This window comes from Streptomyces sp. NBC_00459 (assembly GCF_036013955.1).
GTDB lineage: Bacteria > Actinomycetota > Actinomycetes > Streptomycetales > Streptomycetaceae > Streptomyces.
The window spans coordinates 3632201-3645602 of the sequence record NZ_CP107903.1 but is presented as its reverse complement, the minus strand read 5'-3'; the positions used below and the strand labels follow the sequence as shown (position 1 = coordinate 3645602).

11 protein-coding genes and 2 pseudogenes are annotated in these 13402 nt (G+C 65.7%); 7 read left to right on the top strand and 6 right to left on the bottom strand.

Going from position 1 to position 13402, the window contains the following annotated elements:
* Positions 1-31 precede the first annotated feature (31 nt).
* Together OHN74_RS15705 and OHN74_RS15700 are read left to right on the top strand one after the other, a co-directional pair.
* A complete protein-coding gene (locus tag OHN74_RS15705) occupies positions 32-2215 on the top strand; it encodes a bifunctional serine/threonine-protein kinase/ABC transporter substrate-binding protein (RefSeq protein ID WP_443060555.1) in 2184 nt (727 codons plus the stop codon).
* A 30-nt stretch (positions 2216-2245) separates the two neighbouring features.
* On the top strand, positions 2246-2659 hold the full coding sequence (locus OHN74_RS15700) for a DUF6924 domain-containing protein (protein ID WP_327695185.1): 414 nt from the start codon (positions 2246-2248) through the stop codon (positions 2657-2659).
* A 154-nt stretch (positions 2660-2813) separates the two neighbouring features.
* On the opposite strand, the gene OHN74_RS15695 is transcribed toward OHN74_RS15700, so the two are convergent.
* Positions 2814-3371: a DUF1062 domain-containing protein gene (locus tag OHN74_RS15695; protein ID WP_327695184.1), complete on the bottom strand. Its 558-nt coding sequence runs from the start codon at positions 3369-3371 to the stop codon at positions 2814-2816.
* Between the two features lie 530 nt (positions 3372-3901).
* On the opposite strand from OHN74_RS15695, the gene OHN74_RS15690 reads away from it, so the two are divergent.
* Complete coding sequence (locus tag OHN74_RS15690; protein WP_327695183.1) at positions 3902-4381, top strand: hypothetical protein; 480 nt, start codon at positions 3902-3904, stop codon at positions 4379-4381.
* Between the two features lie 146 nt (positions 4382-4527).
* Here the strand turns inward: OHN74_RS15690 and OHN74_RS15685 are convergent, their stop codons facing one another.
* A complete protein-coding gene (locus OHN74_RS15685) occupies positions 4528-5253 on the bottom strand; it encodes a hypothetical protein (RefSeq protein ID WP_327695182.1) in 726 nt (241 codons plus the stop codon).
* Between the two features lie 109 nt (positions 5254-5362).
* On the opposite strand from OHN74_RS15685, the pseudogene OHN74_RS15680 reads away from it, so the two are divergent.
* Positions 5363-5614, top strand: a pseudogene (locus tag OHN74_RS15680) (transcriptional regulator); the annotation flags it as partial.
* Between the two features lie 75 nt (positions 5615-5689).
* On the opposite strand, the gene OHN74_RS15675 reads toward OHN74_RS15680, so the two are convergent.
* Both OHN74_RS15675 and OHN74_RS15670 read right to left on the bottom strand, forming a co-directional pair.
* Positions 5690-5896 carry a DUF397 domain-containing protein gene (locus OHN74_RS15675; protein ID WP_327695181.1) on the bottom strand — a complete coding sequence of 69 codons (207 nt, stop codon included), beginning with the start codon at positions 5894-5896 and terminating at the stop codon, positions 5690-5692.
* Complete coding sequence (locus OHN74_RS15670) at positions 5896-6741, bottom strand: helix-turn-helix domain-containing protein (RefSeq protein WP_327700143.1); 846 nt, start codon at positions 6739-6741, stop codon at positions 5896-5898. Before OHN74_RS15670 ends, OHN74_RS15675 begins: the two co-directional genes overlap by 1 nt.
* A gap of 203 nt (positions 6742-6944) precedes the next feature.
* On the opposite strand from OHN74_RS15670, the gene OHN74_RS15665 reads away from it, so the two are divergent.
* Positions 6945-7607: an ATP-binding protein gene (locus OHN74_RS15665; protein WP_327695180.1), complete on the top strand. Its 663-nt coding sequence runs from the start codon at positions 6945-6947 to the stop codon at positions 7605-7607.
* A gap of 4 nt (positions 7608-7611) precedes the next feature.
* Here the strand turns inward: OHN74_RS15665 and OHN74_RS15660 are convergent, their stop codons facing one another.
* The gene (locus OHN74_RS15660; protein WP_443060394.1) at positions 7612-10773 is read right to left on the bottom strand and encodes a DUF3427 domain-containing protein; all 3162 of its coding nucleotides are present in this window, start codon (positions 10771-10773) and stop codon (positions 7612-7614) included.
* Between the two features lie 298 nt (positions 10774-11071).
* Between OHN74_RS15660 and OHN74_RS15655 the strand changes: the two genes are divergently transcribed.
* Positions 11072-11641 (top strand): hypothetical protein, encoded by a 570-nt coding sequence (locus OHN74_RS15655; RefSeq protein ID WP_327695178.1) that lies wholly within the window; start codon positions 11072-11074, stop codon positions 11639-11641.
* An 82-nt stretch (positions 11642-11723) separates the two neighbouring features.
* Positions 11724-11926: pseudogene (locus OHN74_RS15650) on the top strand (transposase family protein); the annotation flags it as partial.
* Between the two features lie 107 nt (positions 11927-12033).
* On the opposite strand, the gene OHN74_RS15645 reads toward OHN74_RS15650, so the two are convergent.
* Entirely contained in the window at positions 12034-13269 is a 1236-nt protein-coding gene (locus OHN74_RS15645; RefSeq protein WP_327695177.1) for a serine hydrolase domain-containing protein, read from the bottom strand.
* Positions 13270-13402 lie beyond the last annotated feature (133 nt).

Genomic DNA, 13402 nt, shown 5'->3' with positions numbered 1-13402 from the left:
CGCCGAAGACCGTGCGGAAGGCCGTGTGGGAGTGCACGCGCTCAAGCCGGGCGACCCGCCCTTCGTCGGCGGCCACCGGCTGCTGGGCCGGCTCGGCTCGGGCGGTATGGGCGTGGTCTACCTGGCCCGTTCGACGGGCGGGGCGCTGGTCGCACTGAAGGTGATTCGCGCCGAGTACGCGGCCGACGACGGCTTCCGCACCCGGTTCCGGCGCGAGGCCGAGGCGGCGACCGGGTTCACCGGACGGTGGGTGGTGCCGGTCACCACGGCGGAACCGGAGGCCCCCGAGCCCTGGCTGGCGACCGCCTTCGTACCGGGCCCGTCGCTCGCCGAGGCCGTCGAGCTGTACGGGCCGTTGCCGGACCGTACGGTACGCGCGCTGGGCGCCCGGCTGGCCGAGGCGCTCACCGAGGTGCACGCGGCGGGCCTGGTGCACCGGGACGTCAAGCCGCACAACGTGCTGCTCGCCCTGGACGGCCCCCGGCTGATCGACTTCGGCATCGCGCGGTCCACCACGGCGACTTCGCTCACCGCGACCGACGTGGTGATCGGCTCTCCCGGCTATCTCTCGCCGGAACAGGCGCAGGCGCGAGCCGGTGACATGGGCCCACCGAGCGACGTCTTCTCGCTGGGCTGCGTCCTGGCGTACGCGGCAACGGGCCACCGCCCGTTCGGCACCGGCACCCCGGCCGCCATCCTCTTCCGTACGGTCCACGAGGAACCGGACCTGGAAGCGGTGCCCCGGTCCCTGGTCCCGCTGCTGACGAGTTGCCTGGCCAAGGACCCGCAGGCCAGGCCCACCGCACGGGCGGTACGGGACGCCCTGACCGACGAGGGCGAGGATGAAGGCGCGGGCGAGGCCGGGGACGACTGGCTGCCGCCCACCCTGCCCCGGCTGATCGCACGACGCTCGGCCGCCGTCCTGGCCCTCCCCGACCCCGGCCCGTCCACCCTCGTACAGCCGGCGCAACAGCCCTCCCCCTCCCGGCGCCGCCTGCTGACCCTGGGCTCGGCGGCAGCGGTGGCCCTGACCGGCGGCGGCCTGGCGGCCTGGGCGGCCTCCCGGCCGTCGGCGGGCGGCGAGGGCGGGACAACGGGCTCGGGACCACTGTCCCGGTACGTCATCGGAGTGCACGCGGACCTCACGGGCACGGACAGGACGATCGGCCGGGCGCAGGAGAGGGGAGCGCGGCTGGCCGTGGAGGACTTCAACTCCCGCTCCCGTTCAGGAAGTTCTGGTTCGCCAGGCAGCCGTACCTTCGAGTTGGCCCTGAAGGTCCTCGACGACGCGGGGGAGGCGAAACGGGCGGCGGAGGTGGCCGGAAGGTTCGTCGCGGACCCCGACGTGTACGCCGTCATCGGCCCGACCGGCAACGCCGCGACCCAGGCGTCCATCGCCCGCTACGAGAAGGCACTGCTGCCCGTCGTCACCGTCTCCGCCGGCCTGGACCCGGACCTCTCCGAACGCGCGTTCTTCCAGCTCAGGCCCGACGAGAACACACTGTCGACGCCCTTCATCCACTACCTCACCCACGTCGAGAAGAGCAGCAGGACCGCCCTCATAGACGATCAGGCGGCAGGCCGCACCAGCTGGCAGAACGTCAGATCCCTGACCATGTACCCGCCCGCCGAAGGCACGACGACCACCCATGCCGTCCCCGCGGACAGCGAGGACTTCGACACGGTCGCCGCCGCCGTGCTCGCCGCCCGGGCAGAGGCCGTGGTCTACTCCGGCACCTCCCCGCACCGGGCCGCCCTGTGCGCCCGCTCACTCGTCCGGGCCGGGTTCCAGGGCACGCGCATGGCCCCCGAACCGGTCCTGGAGCCCACGTTCCTCACCGAGGCGGGTGCCGCGGCCGAGGGCTGGCTGATCAGCGCGACCTACGTCGACCCGGCCGAACTGCCCGCCGCCGCAGGCTTCGTGACGGCGTACAAGAAGCGATTCGGGGTGCGCACCGTCGAGCGCTTCGCGGTGGAGGCGTACGACGCGCTGCTCTTCGTCGCCCAGAGCCTGGGCGGGCTGGGGGCTGTCGAGGTCGAGAGGGGCGCCATGGTGCGCAGACTCCGCGCGTCCACCTACAAAGGACTGGCCAAGACCATCGAATTCGACGCGAAGACCGGCCAGTTCAACCTGGTCAACGGCCTCTTCCTGCACCGGGTGGAGAACGGTGCGCCGCGCTTCCTGGGGCGCTACGACAAGGCCAGGAAGACCTGATCTCCTGAAGACTGGCAGTACTGTGCGCGGATGACTGAACAACTGCCGCGCACCTCGGGCACGTTGGTGTTGCGCACCGACTTTTCCGGCGACCCCGCGTGGGAGGCCCTGGGGCAGGCCCTCGCCACACCGAGCGAGGACGGTTTCCTGCCGTACGTCGAACTCGTCGCCGACGCCCGGTTCACCGGAGTGACCGCGGAGGAGGTCATCGGCAGGCTCCCGGCCGACTACGAGCACCCGATCCTCGTCCTGGCGGACACGACGGCCCTGGCCTCGGTGCAGTTCCCGCTCCTCGTCGTGGATCTGAAGGAGGAGCGCGGACGTTGCTTCCGGGTCGTGGCGAGCGAGCTGTGGGGCATCGAGAACAACCTGTCGATCTCGAACATGGACTTCAGGGAGTTCGCGGAGGCCGTCGATGCGGACGGGGTGCACCGAGGCTTCTGACCGTCCGGTCTTTCGCGTGGCGGTGTCAGTAGCGGTGGCGGTGTCGGCGCTCGGAGAAGCGGGAGACGGCCGCCGACGGGGGCCGCTGAGCATCGTGCGCCGGGCGGCCTGTCCGGCGGATCCCGCCGGACAGGCCCTTGCTCCCGAAGAAGGCTCAGTGCTTGAGCGTGAAGGTGAAGTCGCCGGAGAGTTTGCCGCTCAGCCGGGCCGCCGAAACGAGCTTCCCCTCGGTGACCAGTCTCTCGACCTCGGCCCGCGAGAGACCGAAACCTTCAGCGATCAGTCGCACCGGCCGGACAGGGATCCGCGCTGCGAAGCGGACCGATACATCGATCGCATCGCTCACCTCATGGTCCGGGTGATCCGATCCGCCGGTGTCGAGGCGCCATGCGTCGTCCCAGTCGAGGGCGATGCGATTCCGGTGCCGTACGACCGGATCCTGGAGCAACTCAGCTGCCAGTACAGGGTCGTTGTCATGCATCAGGTCCAGCAGCTCAGGCCGTATGGAGCGCACGTTCATCCGCTCCAGGATCGTGAGCTTCGCAGTCTCCCCACAAGAGGTGCAGAGGACGAGGAGCCACGCGTCGATGAGCTTGTGGTTGGCGTTGACGCGAAACTTGCCGTTCGCCCGGAAGCGCTCGGACGCGCATGCGTGGCAACGACGGAGAACGAGCGGCAGGCAGGTGGGCGTGACAACCCAGTTTTCGAGCACAGAAGTACACCGGTTTCAGTGTGAGAAGTCCGCAGCAAAAAGCAGCACGGCGCACATGCGTGGATGCGCGACGCGCGACAGATCAGCACTCGGGGGGTCTCACACGGTGTACAACGGCACGTCCTTACCCAGACGACTCGGCTCGGCAGCACGGTAATGGCGCACAGTGGCGCCGTTCCACTGGTTTTTCGACCGCTTCACGGGCGGTGGATCACGGATCTGCTTCTGACGGCGGCCGACGGCTACTGCTGCAACTGTCATTGCCGCCAGCCCTCGTACGGCTGCTCAGGCCATGAGTTCGGTCTGTGCAAGTGGAGCCCGAACCGCAGGCACTGAACTGAGGGGAGCCTGAGGTGGAGGCCGCAGCGAGGGACGAAGGCTGGTGCCCAGCGCTTGTGCGCCAGTCCCTGTGCGCCAGTCCCTGCCTATCAGTCCCGTGTACCGGTCCCTGTTCACCTGGTGCGTTTGCTGCCATGCTCCGCCCAGGCGTGCTGTCGGCAGTGGGCGCGACCACGCCAACGGGGGGAGTTGTGCAGCCGGTTCACTCGCACGTTGATTTCCATCTCATCCACAACAGCAGGGCCGAACGGAAGACGCGAATACGTCTCCGCCGGCCCGACCACGGCCCCGAGGCCGTCAAGGTCGTCTGCCCCGCGTGCCGGAAGAACGTCACCATCCGAGTTCTCGACGCCGGGGAGACGCAACGACGTCAGCAGCTGTACCGCGGGCTGGCCTGGATGTTCGCCGCCGTCACGGTCCCCTTCGCGGTCATGACCGTCTACGGCATCGCCACGGACTCCGAAGGCGCGGGAAACGGCGGTTTCCTGCTGACGGTCCTCAGCGCCGTGATCGCCGGGAATCTGGTCTACCGGGTACGGAACACCGGAGTGTCGGCAGCCGGGCTGGGGTCTCACTACACCCAGGTGATCCACCCCCGGAGGGACCGCCCGCGCCCCTGGACGCGCATACGGACCTGGGTACGGGCGGGGCGAGGCGGCCAGGAGGGCTGAGGGGGCGGTTGGGGAAGGCGCCCGAGGCCGGTGATGTCCGGACGTCCACACAGGTGGAGACGAGTTCGCACCATCACGTCCGAGCTGGGGCATCAGGCCCGTACCAGCAACGACCGGCCGACCGAGAGAACGACGCAACCCTGAGTTCAGGACAGGAAGCTGCGGTACGGGCCGTTCCGTATCCCGTTCTTCTGCTGCTGGTTGAAGTGGCAGTTCGGGTAGTCGTAGAACGAGGCGGACATCGGTGTGCCGTCGGTGTGCGTGGAGTCGGGCAGACCGAAGGCGTGGCCCAACTCGTGCACCATGCCGCCGTACCACCGGTTCATCGCGCCGTTGATCCCGGCGGCACCGTCGGCGTCGTGGCCGCTGAGGAGCACCCAGCCGCCACCTCCACCGCCGCCGGAGACGTTCGTCTTCTCGGCGCTGACCTCGCCGACGCACAGCCAGCGCGAGTCCGGATCTCCGAGACCGAACCTGGCTTTCAGCTCCTGCTGCATGTTGAAGACGACCCACCAGTACTCTTCGCCGCCGTTCGGCGTGTTCTCGTACCAGGCCCGTCCGTGGTTGCCCTGGACCACCTCCACCGCCGGATTGTTCAGCTTGAACGTCACGCCGAGTTCCTGGCGGTAATAGCGTTGCGACTCCACCATGACGCTGGTGATGCCGTTGGGGTACCGCGAGTCGTTCGCCACGTCCGAGGGCCTGAGCCAGAACACCCGCACCGTCCCGGTCGGCGGGGCAGCGGCGCTCCGCCCTGCCGATCCCGTCGCCGCCCGGGCGGTGCCGGCGAACGCCCCGGAACCCAGCGCTACGACCCCTCCGGCCGCCGCAGCCAGCGCCGCGCGCCGCGTGAACCTACATCCTTCTTCCATCGGACATCCTCCCTCATCGAGGTGTGGACATGACAAACCTGTCCTTGTCGAACAGTGTGCGATATGTCGACCGTCCGGCGTAGGTGACATCAGGCCGTAGTCGGGGGAGTCTGGGGTGCTGCCGGCGGTGTCGTTCGGCATCATCCCCATGTCGACGCGAGAGCGTGCGTTGTGGCCACAGGAGACGTTTGACGTGCACGACGACACGCTTGTGTCCGTGGAACTGTTCTCTGCGGAGGTGAACATTACGCAGCCCTCCGAGATTGCCCTGTACATCAAGGCTTTTGAGTAGCTCCGGGGCCTGGCTGTGTACGGGGCGGAGGCTCGGGTGCTGATCGTGAAGGCCATCGATGCGCTGTAACGACTGCGCGTGGTTATGAGCAACACCAGGGCAGGCAAAGACCGTTGATTGAGGCGGCGTTGAAGGCGCGAGTCCTCAACCTCCAAGCCCCAAGTTCCTCAACGCCCCTATGAACACCTGCCACGCCTGGCCTCGAACAGCAACTACAGGACCTCTGGAACGCTTTGAGTCGCGTATGACGGTGCCGTCTGCCGTCCGCGCACACTCAACGCATTCCGTCCCACTTCCCCCGCTGTAAGAGGACTTCAACCACGAAAGAGCGGGCGCGGACGGTGCGGTCATCACGTCTCCTTGCTTATACGGGCGATGAGTGCTGCCGAAGACTCAAGATCGAGCGCCTGTGCGCTCAGGTACTCGAACGCCAACCTGTAGCGGTCCAGTTCCTGGGGCTTCTCCATGAAGAGTCCGCCGCCGAGAAGGTCTACGTAGACCACATCCAGGTCGGGCTGCGGCCCGCGCAGGACGGCAAAGCTACCAACTGCGGCTGCGTGGGCTCCTGTTGAGAAGGGGAGTACTTGGATGGTGATATTCGGGCGCTCGCACATGGTGAGCAGATGCTGCAGCTGCTCCCGCATGACCTCACGTCCGCCGACGTTCCGCCTGATGGCTGCCTCGTCGACCACGGACCAGATGTGCGGCGGCTCCTCCCGCTCAAGGAGCTCCTGCCGCTTCATACGAATGTCCACCATGTGCTGTACTTCCCGCTCCGCGCACTGAACCTCCGAAGCCCGGTGAACGGCTTCCGCATACTTGCGGGTCTGGAGCAACCCAGGGATGTACATACAGGCGTAGTGATCTTCGCGTACGACCTCGTCTTCAAGCGTGAGCATGAGGTTCATGGAGTCGGGGATGGGGTCGGCGAGTGACCGCCACCAACCTTGGATTCGGGCGCCCTTCGCTAGCTCAACAAGAGCCAGCCGTTCCGCCTCGGTGGCTCCGTATTCGCGGCAAAGCGCGTCCACGGCCGGCCACTTGACCGTGCCTTCCTTCGTCTCGTACCGACTCAGCGTTGCCTTTGAGATGCCGACGCGTGAGCCTGCTTCCTCAAGGGTCAGCCTCTTGAGTTCGCGTAGACGGCGCAGGTCCGCGCCCAGCTGGCGCCTTCGCGTGGTGGGTCCAATCGGCATGCCTACAAACCCTTCGTGTCGATCCATCAGATCGTCCTGGTTGCCTGCGCAGGTCGGCAAGGCGGTGTGCGCCGGGGGCGCGAGTTTCGGCGGCGCGCTCCTTCTCGGCTGTTATGAGAGTTCCATTTTGAGAGTTCCAATGCAACTCTAGGTGTGCGACCGAGTGCGCTGTGCAACTCGGCGGGGGTGAGAAGGAGTTGAGCATGGACTGCACCACCTGCATGCCAAGGAAGCCCTGGGACCTTCACTTTCTGGCAGAGCCGGAGGAAGTCGCGGGCCTACGGCGCGTGCTTCGGATCCATCTCGGACTCTGGGGCTTGGACGAGCTCATCGACGCGGCCCAGCTCTGCGTCAGCGAACTCGTCTCCAACGTGATCACACACATCGGTCCCGGCACCCCCACCACCCTTGCTGTCTCTATGAAGGGCACCCGCCTTCGGATCGAGGTCTACGATCCCGACACCCGCGCGTTGCCCACGCTCCTTAACCAGGGCCTCAACTCCGAATCCGGGCGAGGGATGGAGCTCATCACTTTCATCGCAGACCGTTGGGGCGTGCAGCTTCTCGCAGACCGCAAGATGACGTGGTGCGAGCTCCCCACCACGCTGACCTCGCCTAACAGTCACCGCGGAGGACCTCACGTGACGAGAGCGGAAGAGGTGCTCGACCTCTACGGCGGGGTGAAGTTGCCGCCCACAGCCGCCTCGGAGCGGCTGAGCGCAGCCTTTGCGGAGGAGGCAGCAATCGGTGCGATCGCTGACCTCCTCCACTGGCTCCGGGCACACGGCCGCGACGCGGATGAGGCGTTGGACCGAGCACAGATGCACTTCGAAGCGGAAGCGGGGGTGGTGGGCAGCTCAACGTGAGGCGCTACCCAGCTTTGATCGTCGAGTACGTCCAGACGTCCGCCGGGATCTCATGCTTCAGCTTCCACGTGATCGCCATCGGTTTGCTACCCGAGTGCTTTTCGTACTCCGCAGGGCCGAGCAGCATCCACGGCTGGGCACCCCCTATGTCGGTGCTCTTGTAGCGGCGCACGAAGAGCAGGACATGACTGCCCTCAGCGACATGCCGTTGGTAGCGAAGGCCGGTAGGGGAGGTCTCTGACGTCTGGTTCTGGGACTCCCAATGGAACTGAGTCTCGCTCTGCGCGTAGTCGTGGTACCTGGTCTGCGGCGAGAAGTCCTTCTCGTCCTTCTCCAGCGTGATGAGAAGCGCATCCGTCTTGATCGAGTCGCACCACTTCACGCCCTCGCGGAAATCGGCCGGCATGAAGCCCCCGATGTACGACTGCCCCAACGCAGGCAGGATCTCCTCGCGGCTGTACGAGGCATGCACGGTGAGTGGGACGCCACCCGGACCGCCCAAGCCCAAGAGAGGGATCGGTACGTGCTCGGTGTGGGCGAGGTTGTACGCCAGCACCTGGCGCAGCTCACTTCGGAACGCGTGCTGCTTGCGCAAGGTCGCAAATCCAGCGTCGTAGTTGGCGTACCCCTTGCGGACAATGCCGCCGAGTGGCCACAACTGGAAGAAGAGCATGCGGGCGTAAGCCTGTCCCTGCTCGTCAAGGGCACTGTAGGCAGGGGCGTCGTCCTCCAGCATCCGGGTGTACGCGGCAACCCGTAGCGGGTCGTCCACGTGCAGGAACGCGGAGACGCGCTTGAGGAGCGCGCCCTCACCTTCCGGAGCCTCCCCTTTCAGGAGGCCGGAGCGACGGAGTAGGCCAGTCCAGGAGTTCCCGTTGCCCCGGTAGAGCTCCTTGAGCTCGCGTCCGCTCTCGTCCAGGTAATGGCTGAGCTTCAGCTCGGCGTAATCAGCTACCTCGCGTGCCAGGGCAGTGACGTTGACGCCGATCTGGTCCTTGATGTTGGCGATGATGGTTTTCTTCGCCTTCTCCTCAAGGATGATCTCGCAGCCGGATGGAAGCTGTGGGAAGTCATGCTCGATGTTGTCCAGGAGCCGCTTGCGGGTCAGATTTGTCAGGGCACGGAACTGGTTCTCGAAGCGGAACTCTTTGCGGTGCTGGCCGATGAAGTCCAGCACTGTCAGTACCGCCTTGTTCTCGGTACGCCGGAGTCCTCGGCCGAGTTGCTGCAAGAACACCGTCGCGCTAGAGGTGGGGCGCAGCAGGAGCAGAGTGTCTACGTCAGGGATGTCGAGGCCCTCGTTGAAGAGGTCGACCGAGAAGATCACCTGCAACGTCCCAGAGGCGAGGTCAGCCAGTGCCTGCTTGCGCTCGTCAGAAGGCGTTCCGGCAGACAGGGCAACGGCGTTGAGGCCGGTCTTGCGGAAGGACTCCGCCATGAAGTGCGCGTGCGCGACAGAGACACAGAAGCCCAACGCGCGCATGGCACGTGGGTCGGCGATTTTCTCCTGAACGGCCTTCAGGACCAGCAGGGCTCGCGCATGGTTAGCGGACAGCACTTCACTCAGAGCGCTTGCGTCGTACGCCCCGCGATGCCATTTCACCGTACTGAGGTCGGTGTTGTCGCTGATACCGAGGTAGTGGAAGGGACTCAGCAGTTCGTTCTCCAGGGCCTCCCACAGCCGCATCTCGGCAGCGATGCGCCCATCGAAGAACTCGTCCTGGATGTTCTTGCCGTCCATGCGCTCGGGAGTCGCGGTCAGTCCGAGCAACTCCAGTGGCTCGAAGTGATCGAGGATCTTCCGGTACGTCGGCGAAGTCCCGTGATGGAACTCGTCGATCACGATCACGTCGAAGTGATCAGCAGCGAGCCGGTCCAGCGCCCGCGCGTTGAGTGACTGCACGCTGGCGAAGACATGCGTCCAACGCTCTGGGATCTCCCCGCTGTGTAGGGATTCACCGAAGTTCGCGTCTACTAGGACGTCTTGGTAGGTCCGCAGGGACTGCTGGAGGATCTCCTTGCGATGAGCGACGAACAGCAGTCGCAGGTCACGGCCGTGCTTCTTGCGTAGCTGCTTGTAGTCCAGAGCGGCCATCACGGTCTTGCCGGTGCCTGTCGCCGCGACCAGAAGGTTCCGGTGCCGGTCATGCACCTCACGCTCTACTTCGAGGCGCTCCAACATGTCGCGTTGGTGGGCGTAGGGGCGTACTTCGAGACCCGACAGAGTGATTCGGCGATCTGCAGCCGAGGTATTTGAGGTGCCCCCGGCGATCGCCAGCGCTTCCTGAAGTCGAGCGCCGTCGGTGTCCGGGTCGTACAACTCGAAGGACGGGTCACTCCAGTAGGCCTCGAAGGTCGCGTCGAACTTCCGCAGCACGTCGGGTGTGGCGATGGAGGACAGCCGGACGTTCCACTCCAACCCATCGAGCAGCGCCGCCTTGGAGAGGTTGGAGCTGCCGACATACGCCGTGTCGTAACCGCTCATCCGCCGGAACAACCAGGCCTTGGCGTGGAGTCGAGTCGACCTCGTCTCGTAGTTGACCTTGACCTCGGCATTGAACTCTTGCACCAGCCGATCCAGTGCGCGTCGCTCGGTCGCCCCGATGTAGGTCGTCGTGATGACGCGTATCGGCACGTCCCGCTCACGGGCGGCTTGTAGTGACTGCTCGATGATGCGCAGGCCGTGCCATTTGACGAAGGCGCAGAGCAGATCGACGCGATCAGCGGTGGCGAGCTCGGCACGCAACTCGAAGCCGAGGCTGGGGTCATCCGGCGAATTAGTGATGAGCGCGGTGTCGGATAGCGGGATGCCTGGGCGTACGGCGAAGACGCCAGGGGCTTCTTGCCGAGTCAGGGCAAGAAGCTGGCGCGGGCCGGCCGCGACCAGGTCCACCCATTCCTGGGCTCCCTTGAGAGTGCTGATGGACTCCAGGATGTGGTTCGCCGCGTGTACCCGCTCCTCGGCGGGGAGACCCAACAGCACGCGTCGTACGGTCGTCGCGACATGTCTTGCCAGGACGTGCGGTACCGATTCTGCTCCCAGCGTGTCACTCACCGGATGCCATCCGAGGCTCGCGAGCTCCTTCAACTGCTGCTCGCACCGCAGCGTGATGAGCTCCTCGTACACCCCCGCGACAGGGTGCGACAGGCTTCCCGACTCAGACACGCAGGCTCCTTTGATCGCGCAGACGGCTGCGCTCATGTGTAACAGAGCCCACTGACACTCCGCCCTGAAGCCGTTGCGGTGCCAGTCGAGCCGTTGCGGAGTCGGGGTCCCGTTACGTGTGATTCGACACCCTACTTTCGGTCGGGTCACTCTCGTGGGCCCTTCCCGTTTGACGTCGATTCACATGCCGCTCAGCTTGAAGTACATGTACGGAGGTACGCCGGATGAGCCCAGCCGATGGCCTGGGCGGCTGGGGGCACTGCAGAGCTGGACCACTACCGTCGCCAGTCTCGCGGCCTTGAGTCTGTCCATCTACAACCTTGTGCTCTTTCATGAGAGGCCTGCCATCAAGCTGTCGCTGCCTCACGTTTTGCGCGTCGGGCAGAATGGCAACGCCTATTTTTTCATGCAGCTCACTATCGCTGCACCGAAAAAGACCGAGGATCTCGAAATCGTCACCGATGTGGATTTTCAGCTGAATCCTGAAGGGAAATCCGACCGTTCCCCACGCGCCCGCTTCTGGTGGGACGAGGTGATCAGATTTAAGCGCCGTCCGGAGGATGGATGGGAGCACGCCGGGGACCCAAACCCTTTCGTGATCGCACAGGATAAGCCGCAGATGCCTTTCCTTAGCTTCGTGGCAGAGGATTGGAAATTCGCGGCTGGAGAGTACAAGGGAACGTTGACGCTCCATCGAGCGAGCGGCCAACAGTCACTCATCGAAGAGTTCTGTCTCATCTTCACTCAAAAGGACATCGAGGAACTCGCTAAGGAAAAGGGTGAGGACTGGTGGTATCCCTATCGGAATGACGACCCTAGCGGATCGGACCAGCACGGCGATTGCTACGTCCGGTGGTCCGGATACTGACCTCGCCTCTGTTACCGGCAAGAGCGATTTTAGCGCTTATCTGAGCCCCCCAGCTTGACGAGAGTTAGGGCCCCGAGGTGTCTGGACAGCCTGGTGCGTAGGGCTCAATCCGTGTGCGTTTGGCAATTTGGTCCGGCTGCGACGCGAAGGCACTGGCACAGTGGGAAGAGGCGGTGGCGGAAGCCGCGGTTGAAGAACAGGGTGCTGCTGGTGGCTACGTACTGGCGGACCAACCTCACTGTGCGCCAACTGGCTTCGCTGTTCGGGGTGTCGAAGTCGGCGGCATACGGATTCTGTCCGCTGTCATCGAGTGTTTTCAGCGTCGCGGTTCCAGAGTGAGGTGAGCTGCACCCGGCCCCACCACCCCCAGCTCACCTCACCCGGCAAAACCCCTACCGCGGAGCAATCCCCCCGTCATACACATCCCCCGGCGTAACAACCCCCGTAACCGCCCGAGCCAGCAGCGTCGACGGCTCCTGCCCCCCGCTCGTGATGTCCGTGTTGATCATGATGACCAGCGTGGCCTTCTTCGAGGGCAGATAGACGGTCACCGTCTCGTAGCCCGGGATGGAGCCGTTGTGCCCGATCCAGCCGCCGGTCTCGAAGATGCCGAGGCCGTAGCTGAGGCCGGGGAGGCCGGTCGGCAACGTCTTGAGGCGCTGGGCCTGGGTCTCGGGGCTGAGCAGCTTCCCGGTGGCGACGATGCCCGCCCAGCGGCGCAGGTCGTGCAGGTCGGAGATCATCGCCCCGGCCGCCCAGGCCCAGCTGGGGTTCCAGTCCGTGGAGTCGGTGACCGCGCCGCTCAACGTCTGGTTCGTGTAGCCGCGGGGATGCGGCTCGGGGAACTCGGGTCCCTGGGGGAAGAGGGTGTGGGGCAGGCGAGCCGGCCGCAGTACCCGCCCGTCGATGAAGTCGGCGAGCCGCTGACCGCTGACCTTCTCGATCACCAGGCCGAGCAGGACGAGGTTGGTGTTGGAGTACTGGAACTCCTTCCCCGGCGCGAAGGTGTTCTTGTGCTTGAAGCCGTACGCGAGCACTTCCCGAGGTGTGAAGGAGCGCTGCGGGTCGCTCAACAGGTCCTGGACGAAGTCCGGATCGGAGGTGTACGGGAACAGGCCGCTGCGCATCTCCGCGAGGTGCCGCAGCGTGATCCGGCCACCGTTCGGTACGCCGTGGACGTAGCGGGAGATCGGGTCGTCCAGCCGGATGCGCCGGTCGTCGACGAGTTCGAGCAACGCGGTGACCGTGAAGGTCTTGGTCTCGCTGCCGATCCGTACGAAGCCGTCGGTGGTCATCGGCCGGCTGGTGGTGGTGTCGGCGACACCGGTCGCGCGGACGTAGCTTCCCTTGCCGGGCATCCACAGGCCTACGACGACACCGGGGATGTCGGCCTGTCGGCGGACGTCCTCGATCGCCTTGTCCAGCCGGGCGGTCACCTCCGGGCCGAGACCGTCCGGCGGGCAGTTGTCCCGGTCGTGCCGGTCGTGCCGGTCGTGCCAGTTGTGCCGGTCGGGCCGGTCGACCCTTGCGGTCTGGACGGCCGCGGCGGGAGGCGCTGCCATCGGGACCAGAGCACATGCCGCGAACAGTGTTGCGGCGAGCATCCGGCGGCGGGAGGTACGTCGCATCTGGGGGTGCCTCTTCCAGTCACGGGTTCGGGCGGCAACATCACCATCGGCGACTCGTCGAGAAGACCCCCTTCCGATCGAGTACCGGCGAGTCCACTCGTTCGGAGTCGCACGGGTGACCGAGAAGGTGGCC